Below are 16,556 nucleotides of genomic sequence, written 5' to 3' on the forward strand. Positions count from 1 at the left end.
TGCATGGCCTGCCGTGTCCCTGCGGCGGGCTTCCCGGGAGCGACGGATGGAAGGCCATTCCACAGGCATGAAGAAGGATATTCCCAAGCGCGTATTCCCCAAGGCGGCCGAGGATGCGGCCGTCGCCAAGGGGGTGGTGGAAACGCCGCAGACCGCCGATCCCGCCTATCGCCTCGCCTATCAGGATCCCGATTTCCTGCTGCGCGACGATCTGCGCCCCGTCCGTTTCCAGCTCGAGCTGCTGAAGCCCGAGCTGCTGCTCGACGAGGCCGGCATCGGTTCCACTTTCGTCTTTTATGGGTCCGCGCGCATTCCCGAGCCGGCCAAGGCCGATGCGATCATTGCCGCCGCCCATACGGATACGCAGCGCCGCATCGCCGAGCGGCTCAAGGCCAAGGCCAAATATTATGACGAGGCGCGCAGGCTTGCCATGCTCGCCAGCGCGACCCCGCCGGGCGAGGATGGCAGGCGCCAGTTCGTGGTCTGCTCGGGCGGCGGCCCTTCGATCATGGAGGCGGCCAATCGCGGCGCGATGGAGGCCGGCGCCGAATCGATCGGGCTCAACATCGTGCTGCCGTTCGAGCAGGCGCCCAATGCCTATGTGACGCCGAGGCTGAGCTTCCAATTCCATTATTTCGCGCTCAGGAAGATGCATTTCCTGTTGCGCGCGCGCGCGGTAGCGGTGTTCCCCGGCGGCTTCGGCACGTTCGACGAATTTTTCGAGCTGCTGACGCTCGTCCAGACAGGCAAGATGGCGGTGCTGCCGATCCTGCTGTTCGGCAAGGAGTTCTGGGACCGCGTCGTCGATTTCGAGGCGCTGGTGGAGGAGGGCGTCTGCTCGCCCACCGATCTCGACCTGATCCGCTTCGTCGAGACGGCCGACGAGGCATGGGAAGCGGTCAATGATTATTATGCCGCTACCAAGGAGCGCGTCTGGCTGAAGGGCCGCGGCGCGCACGCGCATCCGGCGGTGTGATGCAGGGCCCCGGCGGGGCCGGGGCCGGGGTGCGGGGCTGAAATCTCGCGCCCTGCGCCCCGCTCCGAGGCCCGGGCCGCGCTCACCCTGAGCGCGGTGTCGTGATTGCGCGGTGATTCAATCCGGGCGAAGGCTTGGTCTATTCGGGCGGAAGCCCGGCTTAATGGCCGGAGGCAGGCGCGGGCGCACCTTCGCCCGCGATATTGCCGCGAGGCTGCTTGGCGGCCTGAGTCTCGGTCTGCACCGGCTCGTTCGCAGCCTTCTGCGCGCCCTCGGCGTCCGCGGGCTTGGCCGGCTCGGCCTCGGCGCCGGCGGGCGTCGCGGCCTCGGCCGGAGCGGCGGGCAGCGGCAGCGGGCTGTCCCCCATCGTGTTGAGATAGGCGATCACGTCGGCGCGATCTTCCGGCTTGGACAGGCCCGCGAAGGTCATCTTGGTGCCCGGCGCATATTTTTTCGGGCTGGTCAGCCAGGCGTCGAGGCTTTTCCAGTCCCAATTGCCGGGGACGGATTTCAGCGCGTCCGAATAAGCGAAGCCGGGGACATGGCCATGCGCCTTGCCGACCGTGCCCCACAGGTTCGGGCCCAGGCCGTTCGACCCGCCCTTGGCGTCGGTGTGGCAGGCAGCGCATTTCTTGAAGACCTGCGCGCCCTTCTGCGGATCGGCCTTGGCGAGAAAAAATTCGATCGGCTGGGCCGGTGCGCCACCGCTCTCGCCGCTTTCCTGTTCGACGCCTTCGACCACATAGCCCATCTTCTCGGGCCGTTCGGCGTGGAAATATTCGCCTGTCACGATCGAGAGACCCAGCGCCGCAATACCGCCGGCGAGCACCCAGCCGGCTATTGTGTTCCCCCGGTCGTTCATGCCGCTCTATCCTCAGGTCCTAAGGCCCCGCGCATCTGTCGCGCGACAATAAGGCAGCTTTCTTTAGAATCGCTTGGGCGGCCCCGCAAGCTTGGGACGCTCCCGGGGGCGCTTGCCGCCCGCCGCCGATGCTCCTAAGCGCATCGGCCGTCATGGAGAGCTATCCCGCCCCCGCCCGCGCCCTCGTCGCCGAGATGACGGCCGCTGCCGCCGCCGAACCGGGCCGCACGGTCGCCTTTCAGGGCGCGCCCGGCTGCAATTCGCATATCGCCGCACTCCGCGCCTTTCCCGATTGCCTGCCGCTGCCCTGCTTCCATTTCGAGGATGCGCTCGATGCGGTGCGCGAGGGGCGCGCCGATTGCGCGATGATCCCGATCGAAAATTCGTTGCACGGCCGCGTGGCGGACATCCATTTCCTGCTGCCCGAATCCGGCCTCACCATCATCGGCGAACATTTCATGCCGATCCGCTACTGCCTGCTCGCGCTGGACGAGGTGGCCGTGACGGAGGCGATGAGCCATCCTCAAGCGCTGGGCCAATGCCGCCACTGGTTGCGCGCGCGGGGCATCAAGCCGGTCGCCTATCCCGACACGGCGGGCGCTGCGGCGCAGGTGGCGGAGCTCGGCCGGCCGGGAATCGGCGCGATCGCGCCGCGCCTCGCCGCAGATCTCTACGGCCTGAAGGTGATCGCCGAGGGGCTGGAGGATTCGGAGGACAATACCACCCGCTTCGTCATTCTCGCGCGCGGGGCGGCGACGCATCCCGTGATGGGCCCGTCGATGACGACCTTCATCTTCGAGGTGAAGAATATTCCGGCGGCGCTCTACAAGGCGCTGGGCGGTTTCGCGACCAACGGCGTCAACATGACGAAGCTGGAAAGCTATCAGCGCGGGGCGAGCTTCGCCGCGACCGAATTCTATGCCGATATCGAGGGACATCCCGGCGATCCGGCGGTCGCGCGTGCGCTGGAGGAGCTGCGCTTCCACAGCAAATGGGTGCGCATCCTGGGCACCTATCCGCAGGCGCGCGCGCGGGTCATCGCCTGACGCCTGCTCAGGCGCCTGCCAGCCACTTCCGGAACAGCGTGTTGGCGATGGCATAAGGCGGCGGCGCGCCGAACCGTGCGTCGGGATCGCCGCCAAGTGCGGCGGCGACTTCCTCGCGCGTCACCCACATCGCATCCTCAAGCTCATTCTCGTCCAGCCTGATCGTTTCGCTCTCGGCCTCGGCGATGCAGGCGAGCATCAGCGAGGAAGGGAAGGGCCAGGGCTGGCTCGCGACATAGCGGACCGGCCCCACGCGCACGCCCGCTTCTTCCGCCAGCTCGCGCGCCACCGCTTCCTCCATCGACTCGCCCACCTCCAGGAATCCCGCCAGCGCCGAATAGCGGCCGGGGGGGAACGCCGGCTGGCGGCCGACGAGCACGCGGCCCCGATATTCGGCGAGCATGATGACGACCGGATCGGTGCGCGGGAAATGATCCGTGCCGCAAGCGTCGCAATGCCGCCCCCAGCCCGCGCGGAACGGCGCGGTCGCGCTGCCGCAATTGGCGCAGAAATGGTGCCGCGCATGCCAGTCGGCGAGGCTGCGCGCGGCGGCGTAGGTCGCGGCCTCCCCCTCGGGCAGCGAATCGAGCATGGCCATCAGCGCCGGCGAGCGCCGTGCCGCGGGTGCGGGCGATCGTATCTCGATGAAGCGCGGGCTGCCGTCGATCAGGCCGAGAAGGGCCATGTCGCGGCCGTCGACACCGCCGTTCAGCAGTCCCCAGCCGAGCCTGCCCTCCGGCCCGGTGAGCGGATCATATCCGTCGAGCAGGAGCAGCCGTGCCGCCGGATCGCGGACGAGCGCCGCCCAGATTTCGGGATCGCCGCGCAGATGATCGGCGCGGTCGAGCGGCGAGCCGGTGAAGCCCGGCAGGGGAATGGCATCGGTCACGGATCGACGCTCTGCGCCGAGGCGGCCGCCTTGGCAAATATTGTCGGCAATCCCGCTTGCTCGATCCGCTCGATCGGCCACCATATCCCCTCCGCATCCCCGCGCGCCACGACGACGGCCAGCTCCAGCGCGAAATGGGTGAAGATGTGCGACACGGTTCCCGCCGGTCGCCACTGCGCCTCGGTCGGTGCGCCCGCCAGCCCCGGATCGGCCGCCGTCCATTCGCCGGTGGGGAGCGCCATCATGCCGCCCAGCAGTCCTTTTGCCGGCCGCCTTACGAGCAGCACCGTGCCGTCCCGCTCCAGCCAGAAGGCGGTGCCGCGCCGCACGGGCTTCGCCTTCTTCGCAGCCTTGACGGGGAAGGCTTCGGTCGTACCGGTCCGTGCCGCCGCGCAACCGTCGCGCAAGGGGCAGATGGCGCAGGCGGGATTGCGCGGCGTGCAGATGGTGGCGCCCAGATCCATCATTGCCTGGGCGAAATCGCCGGCGCGCATGTCGGGCGTGATCGAATCGGCAAGCGCATAGAGGCTGTCGCGCGCGCCCGGCAGCGGATCGGACAGAGCGAAGAGCCGCGCCACCACCCGCTCGACATTGGCATCGACCACCACCGCGCGCCGCCCGAAGGCGATCGCCGCCACCGCCGCCGCCGTATAGCGGCCGAGGCCGGGAAGCGCGCGCAACGCCGCCTCCTCGTCCGGAAAATGCCCGCCATGATCGGCGGCCACGACCCGCGCGCAGGCGATCAGGTTGCGCGCCCGGGCATAATAGCCGAGCCCCGCCCAGGCGGCCATGACCGCGCTCTCCTCTGCCGCCGCCAGCGCCTCGACGGTCGGCCAGCGCGTCGTGAAGGCCGCGAAATAGGGCTTCACCGCCGCCACGGTGGTCTGTTGCAGCATGATCTCTGAAAGCCAGACGCGATAGGGATCCGCTGCCTCGTCCGGCCCCGCGCGCCATGGCAGGCGGCGCGCATTCCGGTCATACCAGGCGAGCAGCGCGGCGCTCACCTGGCCCTGGGGAAAGGGCGTTTCGGCTTTCGATAAAGTCATGTCGACGGGCATGGCGCGGCTATGGCATGGGAAGGCCGATGAAGGAACGCAAGCCCAAGCAAACCCCCATGGAGGAGGAGCGGCCGCGCGGTCGCGGTGCCCGCGCCGTGGCGGATATCGTGCCCCATATCGGCCGCGCCGCATTTCGCCGCTTCGGCTTCGTCCAATCCTCGGTGGTGAGTCGCTGGCCTGAGATTGTCGGCCCCCGCTATGCCGGCGTCACCACTCCCGAATCGATCCGCTTCCCGCCCGGCCGGCGCAGCGAGGGCGTGCTGACCTTGTCGGTGGATGGCGCGCATGGGCCGATGCTCCAGCATGTGGCGCCCGCCATCGTCGAGCGGGTCAACCGCTTCTTCGGCTATCCCGCCGTCGCGCGCGTCGCTATCCGCCAGGGGCCGCCGCTGCGCCCCACGCCGCGTCGCGCCGTTCCCGCGCCCCAGCCGGTGCCGGCGGAGCTGGGCGAGAGCCTGCGTACCATCGGCGATCCGGAACTGCGCGATTGCCTCGCCGCGCTGGCCGGCGCGCTGGCCGCCAGCAGCGGCCCGCCCGTCTTCGCCTCCAACGACAAGGAATGAGCATGCGTCTCGCCGCCGCCATCGGCCTTGCCCTTGCCGCGCTTGGGGCCGCGCTCGGCCCCATCGCTTCGGCGCCGATCGCCGCCGCGCCGGCGAAGCAGGATTGGAGCAAGGTGGCGAGCCGCACCGCATCGGGCAGCTTCCTGCTCGGCAATCCGGCGGCGAAGGTGAAGCTGGTCGAATATCTGTCGCTCAGCTGCTCGCACTGCGCCCATTTCGCGGGCGAGGCGATGGCGCCGCTCAAGGCGGGCTATATCCGCACAGGCCTCGTCAGCCTGGAGGTGCGCCATGCGCTGCGCGATCCGTTCGATCTGACGGCGGTCTTGCTCGCCCGTTGCGACGGCCCGGCGAGCTATTTCCCGGCGGCCGAAGCGGTGTTCGCGCGTCAGGAAGAGTGGATCGCACGCGCCCAGACCTATGTTGAGAAGGACCCGCGGACACTGTCCGCCGCCGATCGGCTCGTGGGCTTCGCGGAAGGATCGGGGCTCGACGCGCTGTTCCGTGCGCGGGGCATGGCGCCGGCGCGGATCAGGGCCTGCCTCGGCGATCCCGCGCAGCAGAAGCTGCTCGCCGACATGGCGGACGAGGCCTGGAATGGGCGCAAGATCGGAGGCACGCCCGCCTTCCTGATCAACGGCGTCGCGCAGGAAGGCGTAGGGAGCTGGGCCGATCTGGAGCCCAAGCTGAAGGCGGCGCTGAAATAGGTGCCGCCGGCCCCGCGCCCGCGCGACAGGTTTTCTGATGGCCGAAGCTGGTCTAAAGCCGCGCCCAAGCCGCCTCGGCGCTCGCATTTGAGGAAGAATGATATGAAGCTTCGCTGGTCCGTTGCGCCCATGATCGTCGCCGCCGTCGCGCTTGCAGGCTGCGACAAGGCAGGGAGCGACAATAGCGCCAAGCCCTCCGCGCCGGTGGCCGCGGTCGCGCCGCCCGCGGGGCAGCAATGGACCGATATCGTCGCCAAGACGCCGCAGGGCGGCTTCATCATGGGCAACCCTGAAGCGCCGGTGAAGCTGGTCGAATATGCTTCGCTCACCTGCCCGCATTGCCGCGATTTCACCGCGGCGGCGGCCGAGCCTTTGCGCGAAAATTATATCAAGAGCGGCAAGGTGAGCTGGGAATTCCGGCCCTATGTGTTGAATTCGCTCGATGTGGCGGCAACGCTGCTCACCCGCTGTCAGGGGCCGGCGCCCTATTTCAAGCTGGCCGAGCAGGTCTATGCCGATCAGGGGGCGTGGATCGGCCGTTTCCAGGCGCTGCCTGAGGCTGAGGCACAGCGGATCCAGGCGCTGCCGCCCGAGCAGCAGTTCCGCGCGCTGGCCGGGGCCGCCGGGCTCGACGGTTTCTTCCGCGCGCGCGGCTTGCCGCAGGCGAAGATCGACGCCTGCCTGTCGGACAAGGCCGCGCTCGACGAGATCGTCAAGATCCGCGATCTCGGCACCAATCAGGACAAGATCACGGGCACGCCCAGCTTCCTGATCAATGGCGAGCTCCAGGAAAGCGTCTATGACTGGACGCTGCTCGAGGCCAAGCTGCGCGAGGCGGTGGGCTGATCCCGCCCCTTCCTTAATCCGTCATGCCAGCGCAGGCTGGCATCCCTCCAGGCTCTCCGCCTGCGTCTACCGTGGAGGGACCCCAGCCTTCGCTGGGGTGACGGTGTTTGGGATGAGAGCGATTCCTACCCGTTAATCCTCGGATAGAGATCCTCCCAATCGGGATTGGTCTTGGAAATAAGTGCCGTCTTCCAGATTCGCTTCCAGGCCTTCATCGCCTTCTCGCGCATGATTGCCTCGCCAATCGTAGGATAAGGCTCGACATAGACGAGCCTTTTCAATCCGTAGCGCTTGCAGAAATCAGATCCGGTCCCGGTGCGGTGCTGATATATTCGCGCCGCCAGATCCGCCGTCACGCCGATGTAGAGTGTGCCGTGCGGCTTGTCCGTCATGATGTAAATCCACCCGCCCTGCATCGTTCCAGGATGATCTAACGAAACCAGGAACGCCAGCTTTCGCCAGCGCGAAGAAAAAGGCTATCCTCATCCCCGGAGGTGGCGCGTTTGAAGATCAAGAAGCTCAGGCTTTCCGGGTTCAAGAGCTTCGTCGAGCCGGCTGAGCTCATCATCGAGCCGGGGCTGACCGGCGTCGTCGGGCCCAATGGCTGCGGCAAATCCAATCTGCTCGAGGCGATCCGCTGGGCGATGGGCGAAACCTCGTCCAAGTCGCTGCGCGGCGGCGGCATGGAGGATGTGATCTTCGCCGGCACCGCGACGCGCGCCAAGCGCGACTTCGCCGAAGTCACGATCCTGACCGAATCTCCCGGCGAGCAGGGCCCCGAGGAGACCGAGGTCGTCCGCCGGATCGAGCGGGGCGCGGGATCGGCCTATCGCATCAACGGACGCGACGTGCGCCAGCGCGACGTGGCGCTGATGTTCGCCGATGCCGCGACCGGCGCGCACAGCCCCGCGCTCGTCAGCCAGGGCCGGATCGCCGCCGTGATCGCCGCCAAGCCGATCGAGCGGCGGCAGATGCTGGAAGAGGCGGCGGGGATCGCCGGTCTCCATGTCCGCAGGCGCGAGGCGGAGCAGAAGCTGCGCGGCACCGAGGCCAATCTCGCCCGGCTGGACGATCTTCTCGGCGACATGGAAAGCCGCGCCAATTCGCTCAGGCGGCAGGCGCGGACGGCGGAGCGCTATCGCGCCTTGAGCACGCAGATCAGGGTGGCGGAGGGGCGCACCATCTTCGCCCGATGGCGCGAGGCGGCGCGAGCGGCCGATGCCGCGGTGAAGGAAGCGGCGGCGGCCGGGGAGCGGGTATCGGCCGCAGCCGAGGCGCAGCGCGCGGCCGCGGCGCATCAGGCGGCGGCGATCCGAACCGTCGCCGAGGCACGCGCCGCCGCCCAGTCCGCGCGCGAGGCGGCGAGCGAGGCCGGCCATCGGCTGGCCGCGCTCAGGACCGAGCGGGCGAGTGTCGAGCGGCGCCTGAGGGAGCTTGCCGAACAGCGCGATGCGCTCGCCCGCGACCGCATGCGCGAGGATAGGCTCGCCATCGACGCCTCCGAAGCGCTCGCCCGGCTGGCGGAGGAGGAGAAGGTGCTCACCCTCTCTCTCGGCGAGGCCGAGGCGCAGCGCGGCGAGCTGGAGACCAAGGTCGCCGAGGCCGAGCGCGCCGCGCGCGATGGCGAGGTGGAGCTGGCGCGCGCCATGGCGGCGCAGGCGGCCGAGCAGGCCGAGGCGCGCGTGGCGCAGGCGGCGCTCGCTCAGGCGCGGCAACGGCTCGACCGGGCGGTTGCCGAATGCCAGCGGATCGATCGCGAACTGGCGGCGCTGGGAGATGACGAAGCCTTCCACGCCGCGCTCGATACGGCGAGGGCCGCGCGCGCCAAGGCCGAAGCCGCGATCGCCGCCGCCATTGCTTCCCTCGCCGAAGCCGAGGCGCGGCGCGACGCCGCCTCCACCACGCGCGACCGGGCGGAAAGCGAGGGGGCGAGCGCCCGCGCCGCGCTCGCCGCGCTCGAATCCGAAGCGCGAGCCTTGGCCAAGGGGCTTGAGAGCGGCGGCACCAAGGCGCTCGCCCAGATCCGCGCCGCGCCCGGCTATGAACGCGCTCTGGCTGCCGCGCTGGGCGACGATCTCGACGCGCCGATCGGCGACAAGGGGCCGCGCGGCTGGGCAGGATCGGAGCGGAAAGAAAAGGATCCAACTCTGCCCAAGGGCGTCACAGCACTGAATGAGCATGTGAACGCCCCACCCGAACTGTCTCGCCGCCTTGCCCAGATCGGGGTGGTGAAGACGGATGATGGCGGCATCGACCTCGCTGTCGGCCAGCGCCTCGTCACGCATGACGGACGGCTCAGGCGATGGGACGGCTATGTCGCGCGCGATGTCGGCGCGGCCGCTGCCGAGCGGCTGATCCGCGCCAATCGTCTTGCTGAGCTGGAACGGAGTTTGCCGTCCGCCCGCGACATGGTGGAGCAAGCCGCCGCCGCGCTTGCGGCTGCAAGCGCCACGCTCGGCGAGGTGCGCGCGGCGATCGATGCCGCGCGGCGTGCCCAGTCCGAGGGCGAGGCTGCAGCGCGCATGGCGATACGCGAAGAGGATGCCGCCGCCGCCCGGATCGAACGTCATACCGCCGCGCGCGCGAGTCTCGCCGAACGCCAGTCCCGTGCGTCCGCCGAGCGGGAGGAGGCGGAGGGGGCGGAGGCCGCCGCCCGGGCTGCGCTGGCGGCACTGCCCGATGGTGAGGCGACGCGGCAGATGGTCGATGGGTTGCGCGTCGCGACCGAGGCGGCCCGCGCCGCGCTCGCCGAGGCGCGCGCACATGCGGCGGCGCTGGTCCAGCGGATCGAGGCGGACGGGCGGCGGCTCCAGGCGGTACGGGCCGAGGCGAAGGGCTGGCGCTCGCGCGCGGGGGATGCCGCCCGCCGCATCGATGAAATGGCCAAGCGCATGGCGGCGGTGGAGAGCGAGCTCGCCTCGCTCGCCACCATGCCGGCCGAGCTGGACGGCAAGCTGGCCGAACTCGCGGCGGAGGTGCAGGCGGCGGATGCGGCGGCGGCCATGACGCAGGAGGCAGAGCACAAGGCCGGCGACGTTCTGCGCCGGAGCGAGAAGGCGCTGGCGGAAAGCGGCGAGGCGCTCGCTTCTGCGCGCGAGGCACGGGCGGGCGCAGTCGCGCGGCAGGAACATGCCGAGGCGCGCCGGGTCGAGCTCGGCCGGCTTTCGGGCGAGCGCTTCGAATGCCCCGCGCCCGTGCTGCCGGAAAAAGCGGGTTTCGCGAGCGCGGAAGTGGGCGACGCGGCGAGCGAGGCGGCGCGGCATGATCGGCTGATCGCCGATCGCGAGCGGCTGGGCCCGGTCAATCTCGTCGCCGAAACCGAGCTCAACGAGCTGGAGCAGGGCCATGCCGCGGCACTCGCCGAGCGCGAGGAGCTGGGGCAGGCGATCAACCGGCTGCGCGGATCGATCGGCAATCTCAATCGCGAGGGACGCGCTCGGCTGCTTGCCGCCTTCGAGGCGGTGGACGGCCATTTCCGCCGGCTCTTCACCACGCTTTTCGCAGGCGGCGAGGCGCATCTGGCGCTGATCGATTCGGAGGATCCGCTGGAGGCGGGGCTGGAGATCATGGCCCAGCCGCCGGGCAAGAAGCTTGCCGCGCTGACGCTGCTTTCGGGCGGCGAGCAGGCGCTGACGGCGGTCGCGCTGATCTTCGCCTTGTTCCTCACCAATCCCGCGCCGATCTGCGTGCTGGACGAGGTGGATGCGCCGCTCGACGATGCCAATATCGAGCGTTTCTGCGACATGCTCGACCGCATGGTGCGCGAGACGGAGACGCGCTACCTGATCGTTACCCATAACAGCGTGACGATGAGCCGGATGCACCGGCTGTTCGGCGTGACGATGATCGAGCGGGGCGTGAGCCGGCTGGTGTCGGTCGATCTGGGCGGGGCGGAGTCGCTGTTGGCAGCGGAGTGATGCGGTCTATAAGCGGGGTTCACCCCCAAAAAGGAGACGCGCATGACGGATCAGCCGCTGATCACCCTTAATGACGGCCGCGATATGCCGCAGATCGGGCTCGGCGTGTATGAGCTACCGGACAGCGAGACGGCCGAGCTCGTCCGGAAGGCGGTCGCGACGGGCTATCGCTCGGTCGACACGGCATCCTTCTACGAGAATGAGCGCGGCGTGGCCGAGGGGCTGCGCGGCACGGACGGCATTTTCCTCACCACCAAATTGTGGCGGACGGACATGGGCTATGATGCCTCGCTCCGCGCCTTCGATGCCTCGCTGGAGCGGCTCGATCGCGACAGCATCGACCTCTATCTGATCCACTGGCCGGGGCAGGATGAGGATCTCTATATCCAGAGCTGGCGCGCGCTGATCCGGCTGCGCGAGGAGGGCCGGGCCAAGTCGATCGGCGTATCCAATTTCAATCCATCCCATCTCGAACGGCTGATCGGCGAGACGGGCGTGGTCCCGGCGGTCAACCAGATCGAGCTCCATCCGCATTTCCAGCAGAAGGCGCTGCGCGAATTCCATGCCGCGCATGGCATCGTGACCGAGAGCTGGGCGCCGCTGGGCCGGGGCGCCGTGCTGGGCGAGCCCACCATCGCGGCGATCGCGGCGAAACATGAGCGGACGGCGGCGCAGGTGGTGCTGCGCTGGCATCTCGAGTTGGGCCTGATCTCCATTCCCAAGACGGGCAATCCCGCGCGCCTCGGGGAGAATCTGGCGGCGATCGAGTTCCGGCTGGATGAGGAGGATATCGCCGCGATCAGCGCGCTGGATCGTGCGGACGGGCGGATCGGACCGGATCCGGCCAGCGTCTAATCCTTCAGGGAAGCGCCGCGATCCGATCGCCCACGCGCTTCAGATCCTGGACGAAGCGGGCATATTCGCGGTCGGCCTCCGCCCGGTCGGTGATGCGCAGCAAATAGCTGGGGTGCACCGTCACCCAGCCTTCGCCGCCATCCTCCAGCCGGTGCGGACGGCCGCGTGAGGCGGAGATGGTGACGACCTTGCCCAGCATCGCGCGCGCGGCGGTGGCGCCGAGCGCCATCGTGACGGGCGGGCGGATCAGCATCCGTTCCTGCTCATACCACCAGCGGCAGGCCTCGATCTCCACGCCATTGGGCTTGGCGTGGAGGCGGCGCCTGCCGCGCAGCTCAAATTTGAAATGCTTGACGGCGTTGGTGACATAGGTGCGTGTGCGATCGATGCCGGCCTCGCCCAGCGCCCGGTCCAAAAGCTGGCCGGCGGGGCCGACAAAGGGCCGGCCGGCAAGATCCTCCTGATCGCCCGGCTGTTCGCCGACGAACATCAGCGTGGCATCGACCCGCCCTTCGCCAAACACCGTCTGCGTCGCATTTTTGTAGAGCGGGCAGCGGGTGCAGGCGGCGGCTTCCTCGCGCAGGGCCTCCCACGCCATTTCGATATTGCCGCCGATTTCGGCGCGCGATGCCTCGACCATGCTCGTTTCCCCTGCCTGCGCATCTGCGGCCAGGCCCGGTATCAACGCGGTGTCGGGTAGGTCGGACCCATTGCCGGCCGTGCCGGGGGAGAAGCTCAGCGCCTTGCCGTCCCAATGGGTGCAAAGCCGGCGCGTCAGGATCGACCAGCGCATGGCGCCGAAATGGCGGACAAAGAAGTCGGCATTGGCGCGCAGAATATGATGGTTGGGCTCGAAGCGGGCGATATGGCGATGTTCCGGTTGCTCTGCTTCGCGGAAGCGGAGGCGGGTGCGCATCCCGTGCATGTCGCGGCGGACGTCGCGCGCCATGCGCTCAAGTTGCTGGACGAGCGGATCGGCATGGTCGTCTATCAGCCGGGGCTGGCCGCGCAGGCGGAGGAGCAGCGCATAGAGTAGTGCGAAACGTTCGGGATCGCTGTGGCAGATGGCGGTGCGGGCGATGTCGACGAAGCGGCGGGGGACGGAGAAGCCGGTGCCGGCGGGTGTATCGGCTTCGCCGAAGGAGGCGGCCTCGCCTATCTGCCAGCCGATCTCCTCGGGCGGGACCTGCGCGAGGGCCAGCGCGCGGGCGGCGGCGCGCCAGCCTTCGAAATCATCCTCGGCCGCAAGCGTGACGATGTGCATCCGCCTTCCGATCCCGCCTGTCATGCATTCGGCTTCGGCTCCGTCGCGAGCAGCCGTTCCAGCGACCGGCCGAACAGCAGGATGCATAGGGCGCCCGTGGCGGCGATCGCGGCGTGCATCGTCCAGAAGGCGGCATGCGACATGGCTTCATAGAAGGAGCCGAGCCAGCCGATGATATTGTTGCCGAGGAACAAGGTAAGGAACAGGCCGCCGATCATCGTCGCGTTGATCGCGGGCGGCGCTGCGCGCGATACCAAGGCGAGCAAGGTGGGCCAATAATAGAGGAAGGCGATGCCGAGCCCGGCGGAATAAGCGAGCGGCCAGAGGATGCTCGCCTTGCCCGATCCCAGCGAGGCGAGCGCGAGCAGCAGGTTGCTCGCGGCGCAGATTGCAGCGCCGATGCCGATCTTGGCGATGTCCCCCGGCTCGCCGCGCCCCGCCGCCTGCCGTTTCCACAGTGCGAAGAGCAGGGGCACGCCGATCACGCTGAAGAAGGGATCGACCGACTGGAACCAGGGCACGGGAACGGTGAGGCCGAAGAAGGTCAGATCGACATTGCCGCTGATCCACACGGGCGCGGTGTTGGAGACCTGATAATAAGCGATCGAGTGGAACATGCTGATCAGCATCAGCGCGATCAGCGCCGCGATCCTGCGCCATTCGCCATTGCCGGCGCGCGCGGTCTTCGGCGCCTTTGCGCGGGGCGCGGCCCCGTCTACGGGCAGATAGCGATAGCCGGATAGATAGATTGCGAGGCCGATCAGCATCAGCAGCCCCGCGGCGCCGAAACCGACATGCCAGCCATAAAGCTGGGCCAGGAGCCCGCAGCTGAACGGACCGGCGACCGCGCCGAAATTGATCGCCATGCTGAAGATGGCGAAGCCGCGCGTGCGGCCGGCGGCATCCGCCAAGGGATAGAGGCTGCCGACCTGCGAGGAGATATTGCCCTTGAGGAAGCCGCAGCCGACGACGAGCAGCAGCAGCGCGAGCAGGAAGGAGACATCGAACGCCATGGCGACATGGCCTGCGCTCATCAGCACTGCGCCGATCATGACGGCATGGCGCCGGCCGAGCAGGCGATCCGCGATGATCCCGCCCAGCACCGGCGTGAAATAGATGAAGCCCGCATAAAGGCCATAGATTTGGGAGGCGAGCGCCTGTGTCGACAGCGGCCCGCGCAAAGCCTCGATCAGCGCGCGGAAGGTGGCGAAGCCCGCAATATTCTCGACATGGCCGGGCAGGAGGAGCTGGCCGATCATGTAGAGGACGAGCAGCGACGTCATGCCATAGAAGGAGAAGCGCTCGAACGCCTCGGTGAAGGCGAGGTAGAGCAGGCCGCGCGGCTGGCCGAAAAATGTGCCTTCCGCGTGGGGCGGGGCGATCGGCGGGGCGAGGGGTTCGGCGGTCATCGGCCCCGCCTCCGCGAAGGATCCTGATCCGTCCTGCGCTCCGCTGCTCTGCGATCGATCATCCGCTTGTCCGCCCCCCGATTGTCATGGGGGCGAGCTTATCGGCATGGCAGGGGCTTGCAAGCGGTCAGGCATCGACCGTGAAGCCGACCTTCAGCGTCACCTGGAAATGGGCAATCTTGCCGTCTTCGATATGGCCGCGTGTCTCGTTCACCTCGAACCATTTGAGATTGTGGACCGTCTCGCCGGCCTTGGCGATGGCGTTGCGGATCGCAGGCTCGATGCCGTCGGGCGAGCTGCCGACGATCTCGATCAGCTTGTAGACATGGTTGCTCATGACCTTCTCCTCGCTTGCCATTGCTTCGGAAAGGCCAACAGCCGAGGGTGCGAAGGGTTCAATCCGGAGTTTGCAATGCGTTTCTTCCTCTTCGCCGCAGCCCTCGCCCTATCCGCGCCTGCGACGGCTGCGCCGGGCGACGATCTGCGCGCGCTGATCGCCGATCATTGGCGCTGGCATCTTGATACGCATCCCACGCTCGCTTCCTCGCTCGGCGACCGATCGGGCGACGGCAGGCTGGCGGACATCAGCCTCGCCGCGCGGGATCGCGACGCAGAGCGCGCCGGGGCGTTCCTCGATCGGCTGGAGGCGATTCCGGATGCCGGGCTGAACGGGCCCGAGCGCGAGAATAAGGCGATCCTCGCGCGGCTGCTGCGCGAGCAGGTGGAGGCCAATCGCTTCGCGCAGCGCGAGATATTGCTCACCACCTATTCGGCCTGGCATCAGGAATTTGCCGGGCTGGCGAACGATCTGCCCTTCCGCACGCGGGCCGATTATCAAAGCTATCTCGACCGGCTGGCGGCCTATCCGGCCTATAATCGCGAGGCGATGCGGATCACCCAGAAGGCCGTTGCGGACGGCCTGGCCCAGCCCTGCGAGGCGATGGCGGGATATGACAGGACGATCAGCGGGCTGATCGCGGAGGATCCCAGCCAATCACGCTATTACCGGCCTTTCCAGGGCGCGCGGCCGGCGGACATGAGCGAGGCCGACTGGGCGGCGATGCGCCGGCGTGCGGCAGCGCTGATCCGCGATAGCATCTATCCCGAGAACCGCGCGCTGCTCGATTATTATCGCAAGGGCTATGCGCCCAACTGCCGCAAGACGCTGGGTGCGTCGGCGATGCCGGGCGGGGCGGGCTGGTATGCGGCCGAGGCGAAGGTGATGACGACCACCGACATGACGCCAGCGCAGATCCATGCGCTCGGCCTGTCCGAAGTGGCGCGCATCCGGGCCGAGATGGAGACGGTGGCGCGCAAGGCAGGCTATGCCGACCGTGCCGCCTTCATCGCGAAGCTGCGCACCGATCCGTCTTATTATGCGAAGACGCCCGAGGCGCTGCTCCAGGCGGCGGCGTTCGTCGCCAAGACGATCGACGGCAAGCTGCCCGCTTATTTCGGCAAGCTGCCGCGCCTGCCTTATGGCCTGCGCCCGATTCCGGCGGAGACGGCGGAAGGGACGACGACCGCTTATTACAGCCCGGGGAGCCCGGCATCGGGCATAGCGGGCACTTATTATGTCAACACGTCGAAGCTCGATCAGCGGCCCTTGTGGGAGCTGCCCGCGCTGACCGCGCATGAGGCGGTGCCCGGCCATCATAATCAGATCGCGCTCCAGCAGGAGCTGGACCTGTCCGAATTCCGCAAGCATCAGGCCTCGTTCACGGCCTTTGTCGAGGGCTGGGCGCTCTATACCGAGCATCTCGGCATCGAGATGGGGCTATATGATACGCCCGAAAAGGATATGGGCCGGCTGTCCTACGAAATGTGGCGCGCCTGCCGGCTGGTGGTCGATACGGGCATCCATGCCATGGGCTGGACGAAGGCGCAGGCGATCGCCTTCATGAAGGAGAATAGCGCGCTCAGCGATGCCAATATCGAGGCGGAGGTGAACCGTTATATCTCCTGGCCAGCACAGGCGCTGGCCTACAAGATCGGCGAGCTCAAGATCCGGGAACTCCGGGCGCGGGCGGAGAAGGCGCTGGGCGCGCGCTTCGACCTTCGGCGTTTCCATGACGCGGTGCTGGGCGGCGGCGCGGTGCCGCTCGACCTGCTGGAGGCGCGGATCGACGCCTGGATCGCGAGCGAGGCGAAGGGCTGAGCGGAGCGC

Annotated in this window: 15 protein-coding genes; 8 read left to right on the forward strand and 7 right to left on the reverse strand. The window is 68.3% G+C overall.

Going from position 1 to position 16,556, the window contains the following annotated elements:
- The first annotated feature begins 46 nt into the window (after positions 1 to 46).
- A complete protein-coding gene (locus tag CLG96_RS11095; protein ID WP_243395738.1) occupies positions 47 to 976 on the forward strand; it encodes an LOG family protein in 930 nt (309 codons plus the stop codon).
- Positions 977 to 1,136: 160 nt separating this feature from the next.
- On the opposite strand, the gene CLG96_RS11100 is transcribed toward CLG96_RS11095, so the two are convergent.
- Positions 1,137 to 1,838, reverse strand: coding sequence for a c-type cytochrome (locus CLG96_RS11100; protein ID WP_107967961.1), 702 nt, complete (start codon positions 1,836 to 1,838; stop codon positions 1,137 to 1,139).
- 152 nt (positions 1,839 to 1,990) lie between these two features.
- On the opposite strand from CLG96_RS11100, the gene CLG96_RS11105 reads away from it, so the two are divergent.
- On the forward strand, positions 1,991 to 2,884 hold the full coding sequence (locus CLG96_RS11105; RefSeq protein WP_107967963.1) for a prephenate dehydratase: 894 nt from the start codon (positions 1,991 to 1,993) through the stop codon (positions 2,882 to 2,884).
- A 7-nt stretch (positions 2,885 to 2,891) separates the two neighbouring features.
- Here the strand turns inward: CLG96_RS11105 and nudC are convergent, their stop codons facing one another.
- Positions 2,892 to 3,773 (reverse strand): NAD(+) diphosphatase, encoded by an 882-nt coding sequence (gene nudC, locus CLG96_RS11110; protein ID WP_423828197.1) that lies wholly within the window; start codon positions 3,771 to 3,773, stop codon positions 2,892 to 2,894.
- The gene (mutY, locus tag CLG96_RS11115; protein ID WP_107968115.1) at positions 3,770 to 4,819 is read right to left on the reverse strand and encodes an A/G-specific adenine glycosylase; all 1,050 of its coding nucleotides are present in this window, start codon (positions 4,817 to 4,819) and stop codon (positions 3,770 to 3,772) included. Before mutY ends, nudC begins: the two co-directional genes overlap by 4 nt.
- A gap of 38 nt (positions 4,820 to 4,857) precedes the next feature.
- Here mutY and CLG96_RS11120 point away from each other — a divergent pair, with 38 nt between their 5' ends.
- From CLG96_RS11120 to CLG96_RS11130, 3 genes are all read left to right on the forward strand, one after another.
- A complete protein-coding gene (locus CLG96_RS11120; protein ID WP_243395739.1) occupies positions 4,858 to 5,394 on the forward strand; it encodes a DUF721 domain-containing protein in 537 nt (178 codons plus the stop codon).
- 2 nt (positions 5,395 to 5,396) lie between these two features.
- Entirely contained in the window at positions 5,397 to 6,098 is a 702-nt protein-coding gene (locus CLG96_RS11125) for a DsbA family protein (protein WP_107967966.1), read from the forward strand.
- Positions 6,099 to 6,200: 102 nt separating this feature from the next.
- Complete coding sequence (locus tag CLG96_RS11130) at positions 6,201 to 6,944, forward strand: thioredoxin domain-containing protein (RefSeq protein WP_107967967.1); 744 nt, start codon at positions 6,201 to 6,203, stop codon at positions 6,942 to 6,944.
- 125 nt (positions 6,945 to 7,069) lie between these two features.
- Here CLG96_RS11130 and CLG96_RS11135 read toward each other — a convergent pair whose 3' ends face one another.
- The gene (locus CLG96_RS11135) at positions 7,070 to 7,360 is read right to left on the reverse strand and encodes a GIY-YIG nuclease family protein (RefSeq protein WP_107967969.1); all 291 of its coding nucleotides are present in this window, start codon (positions 7,358 to 7,360) and stop codon (positions 7,070 to 7,072) included.
- 87 nt (positions 7,361 to 7,447) lie between these two features.
- On the opposite strand from CLG96_RS11135, the gene smc reads away from it, so the two are divergent.
- Together smc and CLG96_RS11145 are read left to right on the forward strand one after the other, a co-directional pair.
- Positions 7,448 to 10,861: a chromosome segregation protein SMC gene (gene smc, locus CLG96_RS11140; RefSeq protein ID WP_107967971.1), complete on the forward strand. Its 3,414-nt coding sequence runs from the start codon at positions 7,448 to 7,450 to the stop codon at positions 10,859 to 10,861.
- A 42-nt stretch (positions 10,862 to 10,903) separates the two neighbouring features.
- A complete protein-coding gene (locus tag CLG96_RS11145; RefSeq protein ID WP_107967973.1) occupies positions 10,904 to 11,716 on the forward strand; it encodes an aldo/keto reductase in 813 nt (270 codons plus the stop codon).
- A 4-nt stretch (positions 11,717 to 11,720) separates the two neighbouring features.
- Here CLG96_RS11145 and CLG96_RS11150 read toward each other — a convergent pair whose 3' ends face one another.
- The 3 genes from CLG96_RS11150 to CLG96_RS11160 all read right to left on the reverse strand — a co-directional run bounded on the left by CLG96_RS11150 (position 11,721) and on the right by CLG96_RS11160 (position 14,726).
- Positions 11,721 to 12,980, reverse strand: coding sequence for a UdgX family uracil-DNA binding protein (locus CLG96_RS11150; RefSeq protein WP_107967975.1), 1,260 nt, complete (start codon positions 12,978 to 12,980; stop codon positions 11,721 to 11,723).
- A gap of 20 nt (positions 12,981 to 13,000) precedes the next feature.
- Positions 13,001 to 14,389: a peptide MFS transporter gene (locus tag CLG96_RS11155; RefSeq protein WP_107967976.1), complete on the reverse strand. Its 1,389-nt coding sequence runs from the start codon at positions 14,387 to 14,389 to the stop codon at positions 13,001 to 13,003.
- Positions 14,390 to 14,516: 127 nt separating this feature from the next.
- Positions 14,517 to 14,726, reverse strand: coding sequence for a dodecin (locus CLG96_RS11160; RefSeq protein WP_107968116.1), 210 nt, complete (start codon positions 14,724 to 14,726; stop codon positions 14,517 to 14,519).
- 75 nt (positions 14,727 to 14,801) lie between these two features.
- On the opposite strand from CLG96_RS11160, the gene CLG96_RS11165 reads away from it, so the two are divergent.
- Positions 14,802 to 16,547 (forward strand): DUF885 domain-containing protein, encoded by a 1,746-nt coding sequence (locus CLG96_RS11165; protein WP_107967978.1) that lies wholly within the window; start codon positions 14,802 to 14,804, stop codon positions 16,545 to 16,547.
- Positions 16,548 to 16,556: the final 9 nt, after the last annotated feature.

This window comes from Sphingomonas oleivorans (genome assembly GCF_003050615.1).
Taxonomy (GTDB): domain Bacteria; phylum Pseudomonadota; class Alphaproteobacteria; order Sphingomonadales; family Sphingomonadaceae; genus Sphingomonas_H; species Sphingomonas_H oleivorans.